Origin of the sequence: Bifidobacterium scardovii JCM 12489 = DSM 13734 (assembly GCF_001042635.1) — a bacterium.
In the GTDB taxonomy this organism is placed as follows: Bacteria; Actinomycetota; Actinomycetes; order Actinomycetales; family Bifidobacteriaceae; genus Bifidobacterium; species Bifidobacterium scardovii.
Genome location: NZ_AP012331.1, coordinates 2,920,568 through 2,936,644, shown reverse-complemented (window position 1 = coordinate 2,936,644; position 16,077 = coordinate 2,920,568). Strand labels below are relative to the sequence as shown.

10 protein-coding genes are annotated in these 16,077 nt (G+C 65.4%); 7 read left to right on the top strand and 3 right to left on the bottom strand.

Translation table 11 applies throughout. The features are described 5' to 3' along the window. Positions 1-156: 156 nt before the first annotated feature. Positions 157-1,209, bottom strand: a complete 1,053-nt coding sequence (locus BBSC_RS11870) for a glycoside hydrolase family 43 protein (RefSeq protein WP_033518446.1) — start codon at positions 1,207-1,209, stop codon at positions 157-159. 225 nt (positions 1,210-1,434) lie between these two features. Here BBSC_RS11870 and BBSC_RS11865 point away from each other — a divergent pair, with 225 nt between their 5' ends. Further along, complete coding sequence (locus BBSC_RS11865; protein WP_161787650.1) at positions 1,435-3,951, top strand: alpha-L-rhamnosidase; 2,517 nt, start codon at positions 1,435-1,437, stop codon at positions 3,949-3,951. A 67-nt stretch (positions 3,952-4,018) separates the two neighbouring features. On the opposite strand, the gene BBSC_RS11860 is transcribed toward BBSC_RS11865, so the two are convergent. Next, the gene (locus tag BBSC_RS11860) at positions 4,019-5,197 is read right to left on the bottom strand and encodes a LacI family DNA-binding transcriptional regulator (protein WP_033518445.1); all 1,179 of its coding nucleotides are present in this window, start codon (positions 5,195-5,197) and stop codon (positions 4,019-4,021) included. Positions 5,198-5,601: 404 nt separating this feature from the next. On the opposite strand from BBSC_RS11860, the gene BBSC_RS11855 reads away from it, so the two are divergent. From BBSC_RS11855 to BBSC_RS11845, 3 genes are all read left to right on the top strand, one after another. Then, the gene (locus BBSC_RS11855; RefSeq protein WP_033518444.1) at positions 5,602-6,966 is read left to right on the top strand and encodes a glycoside hydrolase family 27 protein; all 1,365 of its coding nucleotides are present in this window, start codon (positions 5,602-5,604) and stop codon (positions 6,964-6,966) included. 65 nt (positions 6,967-7,031) lie between these two features. Further along, positions 7,032-9,413: an alpha-L-arabinofuranosidase C-terminal domain-containing protein gene (locus BBSC_RS11850; RefSeq protein ID WP_033518442.1), complete on the top strand. Its 2,382-nt coding sequence runs from the start codon at positions 7,032-7,034 to the stop codon at positions 9,411-9,413. Between the two features lie 195 nt (positions 9,414-9,608). Beyond that, on the top strand, positions 9,609-11,315 hold the full coding sequence (locus BBSC_RS11845; RefSeq protein ID WP_231648978.1) for an MFS transporter: 1,707 nt from the start codon (positions 9,609-9,611) through the stop codon (positions 11,313-11,315). Between the two features lie 223 nt (positions 11,316-11,538). On the opposite strand, the gene BBSC_RS11840 is transcribed toward BBSC_RS11845, so the two are convergent. Next, a complete protein-coding gene (locus BBSC_RS11840) occupies positions 11,539-12,582 on the bottom strand; it encodes a LacI family DNA-binding transcriptional regulator (protein ID WP_033518439.1) in 1,044 nt (347 codons plus the stop codon). A 234-nt stretch (positions 12,583-12,816) separates the two neighbouring features. Between BBSC_RS11840 and BBSC_RS11835 the strand changes: the two genes are divergently transcribed. The 3 genes from BBSC_RS11835 to BBSC_RS11825 all read left to right on the top strand — a co-directional run bounded on the left by BBSC_RS11835 (position 12,817) and on the right by BBSC_RS11825 (position 16,041). After that, entirely contained in the window at positions 12,817-14,064 is a 1,248-nt protein-coding gene (locus tag BBSC_RS11835; protein WP_033518437.1) for an ABC transporter substrate-binding protein, read from the top strand. Between the two features lie 144 nt (positions 14,065-14,208). Further along, positions 14,209-15,165, top strand: a complete 957-nt coding sequence (locus tag BBSC_RS11830) for a carbohydrate ABC transporter permease (RefSeq protein ID WP_081893119.1) — start codon at positions 14,209-14,211, stop codon at positions 15,163-15,165. 42 nt (positions 15,166-15,207) lie between these two features. Then, the gene (locus BBSC_RS11825) at positions 15,208-16,041 is read left to right on the top strand and encodes a carbohydrate ABC transporter permease (RefSeq protein ID WP_033518435.1); all 834 of its coding nucleotides are present in this window, start codon (positions 15,208-15,210) and stop codon (positions 16,039-16,041) included. The last annotated feature ends 36 nt before the right edge of the window (positions 16,042-16,077 follow it).

Here is a 16,077-nt window from a genome sequence, read left to right as displayed (position 1 = left end):
AGTTGTCGGTGCGACGTTGAGTAGTGGAACCGGTTGCAAGGCGATTTGTAGGGCTACAAAAGGCATATTTGGGGGCTGTCTCGGCATGCGCGCACCGACAACTCGCATGTACGGCGCAAAATGCCTCAGACAGCCCCTGTCAATGCTCCGCTGGCGTCAGCCCTCCAGCGCGAACGCGGATTCGACGGCGTCGTATTCGGCTGCGGTGATCGGCAGGATGGCGCCGTGGCGCTTCTTGAGCCCGCCGAAGTCGATGTCGCCGGCCACGGCCCAGTCGCCGGGCTCGCGGCTCGACAGATCCGCCGAGCGGAACGGCAGGTACCCCTTGGCCTCCGCGTACTGGTCGCACATCAGGCCGAAGCGCATCGGGCGCCCGTTGACGGTCTTCACGTCGGCGTCGTTGTAGCGGAACAGTTCCGGCCCCTCAAGGTAATGCCACGAGTAGCGCCCATTGCCGAGGATGTCGGTCAGCGAGCCGACGTACGACCACGCGTTCTCGTCATCCGTGCGCAGCACCTCGTAGGCGGAGGCGTACGGGTTGCGCGTGCGTTCGATGGTGATCTCGGAATCCTTGGAGGCGCGGTACCACCATCCGTCATCGTCGCGCAGCATCGTGGAATCGATGACGCTGTTCTTGCGGTCGATCCACTTGACCGGGTCGGAGAAGTGCACGAGGTCCTTGGACGTGGCGTAGTACATGTTGGTCGCGTCGTACAGTTCATTGGACAGCGGGTTGCCGGGGTCCTCGACGTTGGCCTTGGTGGCCCAGAACACGATCCACTGCTGCTTGTCCGGATCCCAGTTGGCCTCCGGCGCCCAGGCCATGCCGGCGCCCGGGATCTTGGAGGCGACGTCGACCAGTCGCGGTTCGCTCCAGTGGACCAGGTCGGGGGAGTCCCAGATCACCAGTCCGGTCGATCCGTTGGTGGTGGCGCCGTCATGCGGGCCCCAGCCGCCGCGGTAATGGATGGACAGGTCGGTGGCCACGATGTGGAAGCCGCCGTTCGGGTCGCGGGCGATGTGCGGGTCGCGGGTGCCCTTCTCGCCACCGAGCCAGGTGAGTGCCGGCTTGCCGGCGGGGCGCAGATCGTGCCAGTGGACGCCGTCGCGGCTCAGGGCGAAGTACAGCTGCTCATCCATCGGCGTCTTCTCGTCGCCGATGAAATGCACGAAGATATAGGCTTCGGTGTGCGGGGAAGTGGATGTCATGGCGCTCCTTCGTCGGTGTTGCCGTGCGGCCGGCATGATGCTCGCCGTTTGCGGCCACTGCATATATATCGATACATATAGTAATGGTATAAGCGTAAGGTTGCAACGAGCTTTATGTGCGTGTTCTCCAGTGGTAGTGCTGCCATATCCTAGCGATGTCTCTTATGTAACGGTATATAAAGTGCTATGGTGGAACGCGAAGTATGCGGTAGGGCCAATGGAGGCATGGGTATGGAGACGATGACGTTGAAGGCGCATATGATCGCGGGGCCGGATGGATGCATTGCCGATCCGGAGACGGGCATGCGCCGCCCGCCGGTGTTCCTGCGCGCGTTCGACGCCGATGCCGGGTCGGTTTCGGCCAGGCTCGTCGTCAGCGCGTGGGGACTGGCCGAATGCGAGATCAACGGGACCAAGGTCGGCGGAGATGTGCTGACCCCCGGTTGGACGGTGTACGGCAAGCGTCTGCCGCACTGGACTTATGACGTTTCCGATCTGATCCGCGCCGGTCGGAACGTGATGACCTTCTGGATGGGCGACGGCTGGTACCGAGGCAAAATCGGATTCGGCGGCGGAAAGCAGGACTGCTACGGCAGCCGACTCGGCCTGTTCGCTCAGCTGGAGATCGCCGGCCGGGACGGGGACACGCGTGTGATCGCCAGCAACGCCGACGATGGGCTGTGGCGTGCGGCTAACGGGCCGATTCTGTGCAGCGACCTGTACGAAGGCGAAACGTACGATGCGCGCATGGCTTTGCCGCAAATCGAGGGCGAGGCTGGGGCCAGCGTGCCGCCTGATTCCGAAGAAGAGGCGTCAGGGCTTGCGGTGGGCAAGATCGCTTCTCGTTGGGAGCCGGTCGAGGAGCTGCCGTTTGATCCCTCCGTCCTGTTCCCCGCACAGCAGGCCACGGCCGTCCGCTGCATCGGCGAGCATGATCCGCAGTCGATCACCCGATTGCCCGACGGGCGGTGGTTGGTGGATTTCGGCCAGAATTGCACTCAGCGGGTCGTGCTACGCATCCCCGCGGTGCCGGCCGGCCACGCCATCACCCTGCAGCATGTCGAGGTCGTCAATCCGGATGGCACTCCGGCGACGCGGCCGCTGCGCCGCGCCTCGCAGCGTGACCGGTACATTGCGTCGGGCCGCGAATCGGCCGGCGAACCCACTTGGTGGGAACCGCGGTTCACGATGCACGGTTTTCGCTACGCGGTGATCGACGGATGGCCCGATGGCTCCGACTTGACGGGCGCCGATCTGCACGCCCGCGTCTACAGCTCCGCCCGCCGCCGCACGGGGTGGTTCTCCTGCTCGAATGGGATGCTGAACCGGCTGCATGAGAATGCCCGCTGGTCGATGCTGTCGAACTTCGTCTCGATCCCCACCGACTGCCCGCAGCGCGACGAGCGCTTCGGGTGGACCGGCGATATCGCCGTGTTCGCGCCGAGTGCCGAATACCTGTACGACGTCGCCGATTTTCTGGACAGCTGGCTGAGGGATGCGGCCATCGAAACCGACATCTGGGGCACGGTGCCGTATTACGTGCCGTATCCGTACGACGGTTGGGGCAAACCATCCGCCGTGGCGCTGTGGGGCGACGCCGTGACGATGGTGCCGTGGGCCCTATACCAGGCCACGGGCGACGCCGAGGCGCTGCGCAGGCATATTCCGCTTGCGCGCCGCTGGATGGACGAGGTCGCGGGCCTGCTGTCCGAGGATGGCGTGTGGGACGCCCGGCCGGATACCTGGTGCGGCCAGCTCGGCGACTGGCTCGACCCGACCGCTCCGCCCGACGACGCGGCCCGTGCGATGACCGAGAAGAATCTGGTCGCCACGGCGTTCGCCGCGCACTCGGCCACGCTGGTGGCGGCCATGCTGCGGGCGGCCGGCGAGGATACGGCTGATGGGGGTGCGACCGGGGCGGACGCCGCCCGATACGAGGCGCTGGCCGGGCATATCCGGGCCGGGTTCCGGGCCCGGTTCCTGCGACCGGGCGGCCGCATGACCTCGGACACGCAGTGCGCGTATGCGCTGGCCATCGCGCTGGATCTGTTCGACGGCGATCCCTCCCGGGACCGTCTGCGGGCCGAGGCCGGCACCCGGTTGGCGGAGCTGGTGCGGGAGCGCGGCTTTGTCGTGGGCACGGGATTCGCCGGCACGCCATACGTGCTGGATGCGCTGGCCGATACCGGTCATGCGGATGAGGCGTTCTCGCTGCTGCTGTCCGACCGGTGCCCCTCATGGCTGTATCAGGTGCGCATGGGCGCCACCACCACATGGGAGCGATGGGATTCGATGCTGCCGAACGGCGAGGTGAATCCCGGCGACATGACCTCCTTCAACCACTACGCGTTCGGTTCGGTGGCCGATTGGATGCATCGGGCGATCGGCGGCTTGGCGGCGACCCGTGCCGGGTGGCGTGAGGTGCGCATCGCCCCACGGATCGCCGCGGCCGTGGCTCATGGCCTGACCCGTGCCGAAACCTCGCATATCACGCCATATGGCAAGGTTTCGGTCTCGTGGTCGGTGGCGGATGGCGGCAGGGAAGCGGCCCGGGTTGCCGGGTGCGGCGAAGGCGATGGCGCCGATCGGCCTCGGCCGGCTGCCGATCTGTCCGTCGCGGTGCCCGAAGGCGTCACGGCCGTGCTCGGCATGGATGCTCTTGACGAGCGGGGAATCGCGCTCCACGCCGGCATCCGGCTGAATGCGGGAGAGCACCGGCTGCGCGTGCTTGCGGACCGTTAGTATCCAGCGTTATTAATTCGTGCGCTATGCCCGGCTCAGCCTCCCCGGAGCCAAGGGATGGCGCGCGTCAGCGCTCGGCGGTCGTGGATTCCCGGGAGACGAGCGTGTAGCCGATGGTGGCGCGCGTGGCCGGGGTGTCGGCGGCGCCTTGGCTGCGCTGCTCGACGCGCCGGGTGATCATGTCGAGCGCGAACTGGGCCAGCTGGTCCAGATCGACCTGGATGGTGCTCAGCGTCGGCGTGGTGTAGGCTCCGGATGTGGCGCCGTCGAATCCGATGACCTTCACGTCGCCGGGGACGGCGATGCCGTAATCGGCCAGACCCCGGATGACGCCGAAGGCGGCGTAGTCGTTGGAGCAGAACACGCCGTCGAAGGCCATAGCCGTGGCGGCAGTCGGCCCCGAACCGGACGTCCCGGCCATTTCGACCGTCCCGGCAGTCCCATTCGTCCCGTCGGCTGATCCGGCTGCGGCTGATCCGGCGCGGCCGGCCCGCTGCTCAAGGATCGCGCGCGCGATGGCGTGCCCCGCCTCGGTGCCCCGCGTGCTGTTGTAGGCGGAGAAGGTGACCGATTCGTCGTAGGGCAGCCCCGCGTCGAGCAGCGCGCCGCTCGCCCCGCGCAGCCGCAGCCCGGCGGAATCCTCGACGCGCGCGAGTTCGTTGCGCGGCGCGTAATCGGTGCCGACGATGGCGATATGCCGGCACCCGCGCTCGATCAGATGCTGCACCGCGGCCCGCGCCCCTTCTTCGTTCGGGAAGTTCACCGTGTCGAATGACGGCGTGTCCTCGCAGGCGTCGATGAGCACCAGAGGGCGCCCATGGTTCATGGCGGCGAGCGGCACGTCGGTGTTCAGCCCAGCGGCGTGGATGATCTCGCCGTCGAACAGCTGCCCGGAGAACGGATTGGTGGCCAGCGCGTGCTTGGCCGCGTCCGGCGAGTACCGCGTCTGCTCCACGAACGGCGTCAGCCCGCGGGCCGTGGTTTCGGTGGCCAGCGACTGCACGAGTTTGGAGTAGAACGGCGAGTCGAATTCGTTGACGATGATGTGGATGATGTTGCTCCGGCCGGATTTGAGCATGCTGGCCGTCAGATTGATGCGGTAGTCGAGCCGCTCGGCGGCGGCGAGCACCTTGAGCCGGGTCGATTCCTTCACGCCGGGCTTGCCGCGCAGCGCATTCGACGCGGTCATGGGGGAGACCCCGGCGGCTGCCGCAACATCGCGCAAGGTCGGTTTGCCGTCAGTCATGAACGTCTCCTTATATAGGGCCATATCCATGGGCCATCGTGGGCCACATCATGGCGGTGCTTCTATTATATGTAACGGTATTGCCAATGTACAGTAATGCTGCTGAGATGTCGATCCTTCGAAAATAGGCGAAAATTACCGTAATACATAGCGACTCGCCGAATGACAGAAGTGTTGCCCGTAACTATTTTGTCGCTAAAATATGTAACGGTACATATTGAGATATCGGCACGGCGATGGCGGTGCCGAATCCCACGGCCTTCCGGAACGCGCCCCGCGCGCCCATCCGGGGGCGTGGCGTTCGGCGGGCCGCAGCGCGCGGGGTACACGCTCGATATCGTCAGCGAAAGCAGGATACAATGGCGAATCTTTCCCGGAAGCTTCCCCAGGCATGGCGTCCGCCGATGGGCTGGAACAGTTGGGATTCATACGGCACGACCCTCACCGAATCGGAGCTGCTCGACAACGCCCGGTTCATGGCCGGGCATCTGAAGGACGCCGGCTGGGACACGCTCGTCATCGACATCGACTGGTACGACCCGACCGCCCGCGCGCATGGCTACAACGCGAACGCGCCGCTGATCCTCGACGGTTACGGCCGCCAGCTGCCCGACCCCGAGCGGTTCCCCAGCGCCGCCGGCGGCAAGGGCTTCGGCCCGCTCGCCGCCGCCGTGCACGAGCTGGGCCTCAAGCTCGGCGTGCATATGATGCGCGGCATCCCGCGCCTCGCCGTCGACCGCGACCTGCCCGTATACGGCACCGACTACACCGCCAAGGACGTGGCCGATCTCGACCATGTCTGCAAGTGGAACCCCGACAACTACGGTCTGAACCAGTCCCACCCGGGCGCGCAGGCCTGGTACGACGCCCAGCTCGATCTGTTCGCCTCGTGGGGGCTCGATTTCCTCAAGGTCGACGACATGCAGACTCCGTTCCACGCCGACGAGATCGCCGCATACCACCGGGCGATCGCCAAGGCCGAGGCCAAGTACGGCCGGCCGATCGACCTGTCCCTGTCCCCGGGCGGCTGGGTGGCGACGACCTACGCCGACTTCCTGCGCGAGAACGCGCAGATGTGGCGCATTTCCGACGATCTGTGGGACCGCTGGGAGGACATCTACCAGCAGTTCGCGCGGCTCGCCCGCTGGGCGCCGTTCCAGACCACCGGCCACTGGGCCGACGCCGACATGATCCCGTTCGGGCACATCGGCCTGCGCGCCGAGCGCGGCGACGACCGGCAGTCGCGGCTCACCCTGGACGAGCAGAAGACGCTGCTCGCCCTGTGGTGCATGGGCCGGTCCCCGCTCATGGTCGGCGGCGACCTGCCGACCAGCAACGCCGACGCGATCGCGCTGCTCGCCAACCCGGCGCTGCGCGAGGTGACCGCCGGGTCGACCAACAACCGCGAAACCGTGCGCGAGCGCATCTTCGACGGCTGGGGCGACGATGCGGCGTACCGCGGCGAGCTCATCGTCTGGGCTGCCGACGCGGCCGACTGGGCGGACGGCACCGCCTCCGCGCATCCGAACGGCCACTACGCCGCCCTGTTCTGGACCGGCGGCGACGAGTTCACGCTCGGCGGCAACATCCAGCTGCAGTCGATCGTCGGGCTCGTTTCGCGCGATGGCGACTGGGCCCTGACCGATCTGTATGCCGACGCGCCCGGAGCCCGGTCGGATGTGCGCATCGAGGGCGAGGGCGCCGATCGCGTCATCGCCGGCACGATCCCGCCCCACGGCGCGCTGTGGATCGCGCTGGACCGCAAGTAGTCCGCGTCCCTGGCTCCCCTCAGGGAGGGGAGCCAATAGCGACCAAAAAACACAAAGGATTCATTATGACCGACAAACTTACCGCCACGCTCGACAAGGCCGGCGTGCGCAAGATCAGCACCGACCTGTGGGGCATCTTCTTCGAGGACATCAGTTATTCGGGCGACGGCGGCCTGAACAGCGAGCTCGTGCAGAACGGCGCCTTCGAGTACAACCGCGCCGACAAGCCCGACTGGAGCAACTACACCGCATGGCGCAAGATCGTGCCAGCCGGTTCGTTCGCCGCATTCGCCGTTGGCGAGGCCAGCCCGGTTGCCGTGGAGAACCCGCACTACGCGGTCGCCGAGATCGGCTCGGTCGACGGAGGCCCGGTGGCTCTCGAGAACATCGGCTTCGACGGCATGGTCTTCCGCGCCGGCGAAACCTACGATTTCAGCGTCTGGACGCGCGTGCACGGCGAGGAGCTGCCGCTCGAGGTCGCGCTGATCGGCGACGGCGGCGAATCGCTCGCGTCCGAAGCTTTTATCGCGCCCGCGTCGTATGCGGGCGGCGACTGGGCGTGGCTGAAGGTGTCGCTCGCGGTGCCGGGGGACGCGCAGGCCGCCGACAAGCCGGTCGTCGCGTCGCAGGGCATGCTGCGCGTGGCCTTCACCCGGGCCGGCGTGGTCGACCTCGACTTCGTGAGCCTCGAGCCGCGCACCACGTACAAGGGACTCGAGCATTTCCGCCCCGATCTGGTGCGGGCGCTCGACGAGCTGCATCCGCGCTTCATGCGCTTCCCCGGCGGCTGCATCACGCACGGCCTGGGCATGAGCAACATGTACCACTGGAACCGCACGATCGGAGACGTGGAGCACCGCCCGCACAACTTCAACGTGTGGGGCTACCACCAGTCGTTCCGCATCGGCTTCTACGAGTACTTCCGCCTGTGCGAGACGATCGGCGCGAAGCCGTTGCCCGTGCTGCCGGCCGGCGTGAGCTGCCAGAACACCAGCCAGGGCCCCGTGCCGGTGGCCCAGGAGGACATGCCCGCCTACATCGACGAGGTGCTTGGCCTGATCGACTTCTGCAACGCCGACCCGGACGATAACGAGTGGGCCGCCAAGCGTGCCGCGATGGGTCACCCCGAGCCCTTCGGGCTGGAATATCTCGGCATTGGCAACGAAGACCTCATCGACGCGGTGTTCAAGGACCGTTTCCAGCAGATCTTCGATGCGGTCAAGGCCGCGCACCCCGAGATCACGGTCGTCGGCACGGTCGGGCCGGCCCCGAGCGGCCAGGATTACGAGGAGGGCTGGGCCTACGCGCGTGAGGCCGGCGTGCCGATCGTGGACGAGCACTCCTACCAGTCGCCCAGCTGGTGGTTCCACAACCTCGACCACTACGACGGCACCGACCGCAAGGGCCCGAAGGTGTATCTGGGCGAGTACGGCTCGTGGGGCACCGGTCTGATCAACGGCCTGTCCGAGGCGGCGTTCATGAGCCATATGGAGCTCAACGGCGACGCGGTGGTCATGGCGTCGTACGCGCCGCTGTTCTGCAAGAACGGCCACAACAGCTGGGACCCGGACCTGATCTACTTCGACAACGAAAAGGTGTACCGCCCCTACAGCTACTGGGTGCAGCAGCTGTTCGCCTCCACCACCGCCGACACGGCTTGGCCGGTCGCGCTCGAGGGGCCGTCCACGCTACGCCGCGAGTTGCCCGACACGCTCGGCCTGAGCATTGGCGGCGGCGCCCGCGCCGACTTCTCCGACCTGTCGGTCCAGCCCGCCGGGGGCGAACGCGTCGAGCTGCCCGACGTGCACTACGCTGGCAACGGTCCGGTCGATCTGGGCGTGCACCTGCAGGCCGAGGCCTACACGATCCGCGCGACGATCACCTATCACGAGGGCATGTGGGGCACCTGCATCAACTCCGGCGACGTCAACGGCGTCAACTACAACCGCGCATGGTTCGGCCGCAGCTTCAACCTGGATGTGGTGCGCGACGGCAGCGGCTACGTCATCGGCGGCACCGAGACCTCGATGGACATGGTGCGCCCGGGCACGGTGTGGCATGTGCGCGTCGAGGTGGCCGACCGCGGCGAGTCGATGGCGATGTACGTCAACGACGAGCTGATCGCGTCCGGCCGCGAGGTCGCGGACGAGCCGCGCCGCACCGTCACCGTGTCGCGCGACGGCGAGGCCGGCGTCGACTACATCCGCATCGTCAACGCGCTGGACAAGCCGGTGGATGTTGATCTGTCGCAGGTGCTCGACGGGCTGGGCGTCGCCGAAGCGGAGCGCGCCGTCGTCTCCGCGACCGTGCTGGCCGGCGACGATCCGTACGCGGGGACCAAGGGCGAGGAATCCCCGACCCGCCCGGTGTCCCACGAGGTGAACCTGGGCGGCGGCGTGTACCAGGCGCCGGCCTGGTCCTTCACCACGCTGGCGGTGAAGGCCTGACGCGGGCCCGTCCGTTGGCTCCGTTTCGGCTCCTCGCTATGGCGGGGAGCCGCTATCTCGACCGTCGGGTGGCATGACATCATGCCGTCCGGCGGCTTCGCGTGTCGCCATGCAATCATCTATAATCAATTATTGTCAAAACCATTCACGAATTTCCGCAGTCAGTCGTTCCATCACAGTGCAAAGGATGTTCGCATGTCAGCCGGCGATAGCAGCAGCGGCAAAGGAGCCGCCACCAATGATGACGTCAACAATCATGGTGGCGCGTCGATGCTGAATGGCGGCGCGCCGGCGAAGGATGCGACCGCCGATCATGGCGGCGCGCCGGCCGGCGCCGATGCCGGCGTCGCGAGCCGTGCGCTGCGCAATGCGCTGAACGGCAAGCAGCCGCGCAAGATCACCATGAAGCAGGCGGTCGGATTCGGCATCGGCGATTTCTACGGCGGCGGACAGCTCACGATCATCGCCACCTATCTGTCGCTGTTCTGGACGCGGTTCTGCGGCATGGATATCGGCACCTCGCAGAGCGTGATCGGCCTGAGCGCCCTGATCAGCGCCGTCGCCGCGCTCGGCTTCGGCGTGCTCGACGACAATCTGTACCGCTATGACATCGGCCGCCGCTTCGGCCGGCGCCGCCTGCTCCTGCTGGTGATCTCCCCGCTGCTGCTCACCGGCATATTCCTGTGGATTCCCGGCCAGCCGCTCGCCGTATACGCGGGGACGTACGTGCTGTGGGTGGTGCTGGCGCAGGCGTTCCAGACTGCGTACAACCCGCTGCCCGGCGAGATGACCGCCGACTTCAACAGCCGCACCAAGCTGTCGACCGTCCGCCTGTTCATCTCGACCGGTGCCGCCACGGTGATCCCGTTGGCTGGCGGCGCCGCGATCTCCGTCTTCGGCGAGAGCACCCCAACCGGGTACATGGTGTTCACGATCGGCACGACCGTGCTGTTCGCCCTCGCGATATTCGTCTGCTGGCGGCGCACCTGGGAGATGACGCCCGATCAGGCCGGGTTCGGCGCATACGAGCGCGGCGAGGTGCACGACGGGCATATCGGCGCCGCCGGCTGGCTGCGCCGAGCGGTCAAGGTGATGCGCGAGTACGCGAGCACGCTCAGGATCGCCGAATTCCGCAAGCATCTGTCGATCTATCTGCTGGTGCAGGTGTCGATGGACGTGTTCGGCCAGACCTTCGTGTTCTTCGTGGTCTACAACTGGAACCGCAGCGCCGCGTTCGCTTCGCTGCTGCTGGGGTGCGCCGTGGTGTCGCTGCCGCTAATGCCGCTGTTCGGGTTCCTGATGACCAAGATCGGGCCGAAACGTTTGTACGCGATCAATTTCGCCGGTTGCCTGACCGGCGCCGCATGGATGTTCGCCGCGTGGATGTTGGCCGGCGTGATGCCGGATGCTTGGTGGACGGTGTTCGCCGTGGCCGGGGCCCTGTGGTTCTTCGCGTTCAAGTCGCTGTGCGGGTACCTGCCATGGGCGGTGTTCCCGTACATCGCCGATGTCGATCAGGTGGTCACGCGGCGCTACCGGTCCGCCACCTTCTCGGGCATCCAGGCGTCGTTCCGCCAGCTGGGCTCGGGCATCGCCACGATCGCGGTCGGCGTGATCCTCGAGGCGGTCGGTTTCGACTCGACCAAGCCGGCTCAGTCGCTCGGCGCGCAGATCGGGTTGAGCGCGGTGCTGCTGGGATGGTTCGCCTTCGCGATGGTGGTCTGCTGGGTCATCTCGAGCCGGCTCACCATCGACAAGCACACCGACGACACCGTGCTGCGCGAGGTCGACCGGCTGCGCGCCGGAGGCAGCAAACGCGATGCGGCCAAGGAGACGCGCCGCATCATCGAGGACCTGACCGGCCTGCCCTACGACCAGTGCTGGCTCAACGGCGGCCGGTGAGTTGGCGGCGTGGCATGGCACGCGGCATAGCAGAAAGCCCGGCGGGGAGGCCGGGCTTAACAAGAAAGGAAAGAGAAAGAGAAGAAGGGATTCAGTTATATGCGGCCTGTGCGGCCGTGGTTCCCATATAACCGCATGATCCATGGCGAAACATGCGACCTGCATGGGAATTCCCTGAAAATCTCGGTGCTCCTGGATATCGGCGCGCGGCGCGCCGCCGCGGTCACCGCCGTGTGGACTCGCGCTGGATGAGACGGAAATCGGCGGTGAGCCGCTGCGGCGCGGCGGGGTCGGCGTTGTCCGGCACGGCGTCGGCGTTCTCGCCGAGGCGCTGCAGGAGCAGCCCGACGGCCTTCCGCGCCAGATCCGGGATGTCGGTCTGGATCGTGGAGAGCGAGGGTACGGAGTAATCGCCCTCGTTGATGCCGTCGAAGCCGATGATGGCCACGTCGTCGGGCACGCGCACGCCACGGTCGGCGAAGCCGCGGATCATGCCGAGCGCCACGGTGTCGGTCATGCAGAACAGGCCGTCGAACGCGAGCCCCTCGTCGGCCAGCCGGTGCGCCACCTCGCGGGCGTCCTCCGCCTCCCATGCGGTGTGGACGAAGTTGCGCTCGTCCACGTTGATCCCCAGATCGTCGAAGGCCTTGAGCGCGCCGGCGAGGCGCCGGCCCGACACGGAGGTCGATTCGCGGTCGTCGACCAGCATCTCGTAGTCTACGCCGATCACGCCGATATTGCGGCAGCCGACGTCGTACAGGTGGTGGATGGCCGCTTCGGCGCCGTCGGCGCAGGGGGTGAACACGCAGTCGAACAGCGGGTCGTCGGAGATGTCGTCGAGCAGCACCAGCGGCTTGCCGCCGTACAGCGCGGTGATCTCCTCAACCGACACGTTGCCGGGGCTGAAGATCGTGCCGTCGCACAGCTGGCTGGTGACCTTCTGCAGGATCGAGATCTCGCGCTCCTTCGAGTTCGAGGTCTGCTGCACGATGGTCTCGAGGCCGTGGGCGGCCGCCTCGCGCGAGACCGCGGCGCTCATCTCGGAAGGGTAGGGCTTGTCGAGTTCGAAGATCGCCACGCCGATCACGCCGGAGCGCCCGGAGCGCAGCGAACGGGCGGAGAGGTTGGTGGTGTACTGCAGCGCGGCCGCGGCCCGCCGCACCTTGTCGGCGGTGGCCGGGGAGATGCGCGGGTCGCCCCTCAGCGCATACGACGCCGTCGCCCGCGACACGCCGGCCGCCTTCGCCACATCGGTCATGGTCGCCATACTGCACGCTCCTCGGTAATCGGCGGAAAATCGGGGTTTTTGCAGTCTTTGCATCTGTGATTTCCCCGTACCTGCGTTCAGTGTATCTCATTGATTTGACACGATTCAACTTCGGGGTGTATAACAGAGATATCCGAATTGAATCGTGTCAAATAATCGATTCAACAAGGCATAACATGGTGAAGTAGCCATTGACTGAACTCCGGGCGCAGTGGCCCGGGGCAAGGAGGAGATATGAAGTTCAACACGAAGGTCAAGGCCGCAATTGCCGCGGTCGCCGCGGGCGCGATGCTGATCCCGCTGGCCGCATGCGGTGGCAGCGCCGCCGATTCCGGCAAGATCACGCTGAGCTACCTGAGCTGGAGCAACGAGAACGACTCCAAGCCGTACATCGACGAGTTCGAGAAGGAAAACCCGGACATCAAGATCGACTTCAGCTACGCCCCGCCGACCGCCGAGTACATCCAGACCCTGCAGACCCGTCTGGTCGGCAACCAGGCTCCCGACGTGTTCGTCATCACCTCGGAGAACAAGGCCGAGCTGATCAAGAACGGCTATGCGATGGACCTGACGGGCAAGCCGTACACCGAGAAGCTGTCCGACGCCAACAAGGAGTTCCTGACCAAGGACGGCAAGCTCTACGGCCAGTCGATCTCTTCGTGGGCCGCCGGCATCGCCTACAACAAGGATCTGCTCAAGCAGGTCGGCTACACCGAGTTCCCGAAGACTTGGGATGACTTCCTGGCCCTGTGCAAGAAGCTCAAGGCAGCGGGTGTCTCCCCGTACATCGAGTCCATTGCCGACGGCAACGACCGCATCCCGGATTCCTTCACCGGTGCGATCATGGCCAAGAAGGGCGTTGACCTGACCACTCTGGCCGACGGCAATACCCCTGGCACGAACGAGCTGGAAGGCATCAAGGCGTGGATGAAGGTCTATGACGAGGGCTATGCGGACCGTAACGCTGTCGGTGTGAGCGGCGACGACGCGAAGACCCAGTTCGTCAATGGCCAGGTGGCCATGTACACCACCGGTGCGTGGGACTTCGAAACTTTCAAGCAGTCCAGCTTCGACTGGGGCTTCGCCCCCATCCCGGCCATCGATTCGGAGCACGAGCAGTACGCTCAGGGTTCCCCGTCCCCGGGTCTGGCGATCTACTCCAAGCTGTCCGGTGACAAGCTCAAGGCCGCCGAGAAGTTCCTGACCTTCATGGTTTCCGACTGGTCTCTCAAGAAGCATAGCGAGGCCGGCGACGCGATCACCGTGTCGGGCTTCAACTCCGATGTGGACGAGCACTACAAGGACGTGTACGAGAACAACGTCAAGACCGGCAAGTACTTCCTCCTCACCAACTTCTACAACAAGCCGGACGTGCTGGGCTCCACCAACACCTCTGAGGTACAGCAGCTGGTGCAGGGTGCGATCACGCCCGAGCAGTGGGCCAAGAACATCGACGAGAAGATGGCCTCCGCTCAGCAGTGAGCGCCGTGTCGAATTGACTGCTGGTCACAGTTTTCATAACTGATTCAATGGGAAGGCGGTCGGCCGTATGGCTGCGGCTGGCCGCCTTTTCCATGCCCCACAACCAATAATTTCATAGGCCATAGGAATAAAGGAGGGTGGCATATGGGTGCAACGACTCGGTCGGCGGTGAGGGGTTTGCCGCCGTTGGATGAGAGTGTGTATCGCAGGCGTCGTCGTGCGCGTGGCTTGCGTGAGGATTTGACCTCGTTCTGGTTTTTGCTGCCGATTCTGGCGGTGTTCGTGGTGTTGTTCCTGGTTCCGTTGGTGCAGACGGCGTATTTCTCGTTCACGGATTTCAACGGGTACAGCATGGATCTGAACTGGGTGGGTCTGAGCAATTACCGGAAGGTGTTCTCGGATCCCTCGACCCTGCAGGGTTTGGGTTTCACGATCCTGTATGCGATCGTGGTGATGGTGGGCGTGACGGTGGTCGCGATCCCGTTGGCGGTGGTGTTGAACCGCAAGTTCGTCGGCCGTGATTTCGTGCGCAGCCTGTTCTTCTTCTTCTCGGTGCCGTCGCTGGCGATCATGGGCATGGTGTGGAAGTACATTTTCAGCCCGATGAAGACCGGTGTGGTCAACAGCGTGCTGGGCGTGTTCGGCATCGATCCGGTGCCGTGGCTGAGCAACAACAGTCTGGCGAAGTTCTGCGTGATCTTCATCGCGATCTGGGCCCAGATCGGTTGGCACGCGACCCTGTATTTGGCGTTCCTGCAGGCGATTCCGGCGGACTTGTACGAGCAGGCGACCGTGGACGGGGCCGGCAAGGTGCAGCAGTTCGTGCACATCACTTTGCCGCAGCTGATGCCGGGCATCGTGACCTCGACGTTCCTGCTGATGAGCGGTGGTTTGAAGGTGTATGACCTTCCGTACACGATGACCAAGGGCGGCCCGGGGTATTCGACGTACACGGTGACGCAGTCGATCATCCAGCAGGGCATCGGCCAGTCGCAGTACGGCATCGGCTCGGCGTTGGCGGTCCTGTTCTTCATCGCCACGGGCATCGTGGTGTTCCTGCAGATGGGCATCTCCGGTTTGATCTCGAGGAGGTTCGAGTAAATCATGGCAAGCAAGGCGGTTTCCTCCCCGAGGGGGAGCGGTATGACGTTCACGACGCGCAAGCGGATCGGTTCGCTCGTCACGAGCGTGGTGATGATCCTGGTCGCGCTGGTGTGCGCGGTGCCGTTGTGGTACATCGTGATCAACACGTTCAAGACGATCCCGGACATGGCGTCGAATCCCCTGGGCCTACCCAAGGAGTGGACGCTGGCGAACTACACGAAGGCGTTCGCGACGGTCCCGATCGTGCGTTCCCTGTGGAACACGCTGGTCGTGACGTTCTTCGGCGTGGTGATCCAGGTCGGCGTGGGCGCTTTGGCCGCGTACGGCATGATCTTGCGCAAGTCGAGGTTCACGGCCCTGGTGGGCATGATCCTGATGGTCGCGTTCGTGGTGCCGGCGCAGACCACGCTGATCCCCCTGTACCGCATGGAGGCGCAGGCGCATTTGGTGAACACGCTGGCGGGTCTGACGATCATCTACCTGGGCGGCGCGGTGTTCTGCTATTTCCTGATCGTGGGGTACATGAAGAGCCTGCCGTTCGAGCTGATCGAGGCGGCGCGCATCGACGGCGCTGGCCCGCTGCGCATCTTCTGGTCGATCGTGATGCCGTTGATCCGGCCGATCCTGACGACGGTGGTCGTGTTCCAGACGATGGGCACGTGGAACGACTTCATGAACGCGAACGTGTTCCTCTCCAGCTCGGAGCTGAGGACGATCGTGCTGCAGGTGTACAACGCGGTCGGCCAGTTCTCGACCGATTGGCCGAGCTTCATGACCATCACGGTCCTGGCCCTGCTGCCCGTGTTCGTGTTCTTCATCTTCTGCCAGAAGTGGATCGTGTCCGGCCTGGTGGCCGGCTCCGTCAAGGGCTGACCCGTCCCGCGCCGGCGGGACGGGCCCGTCCGCCGG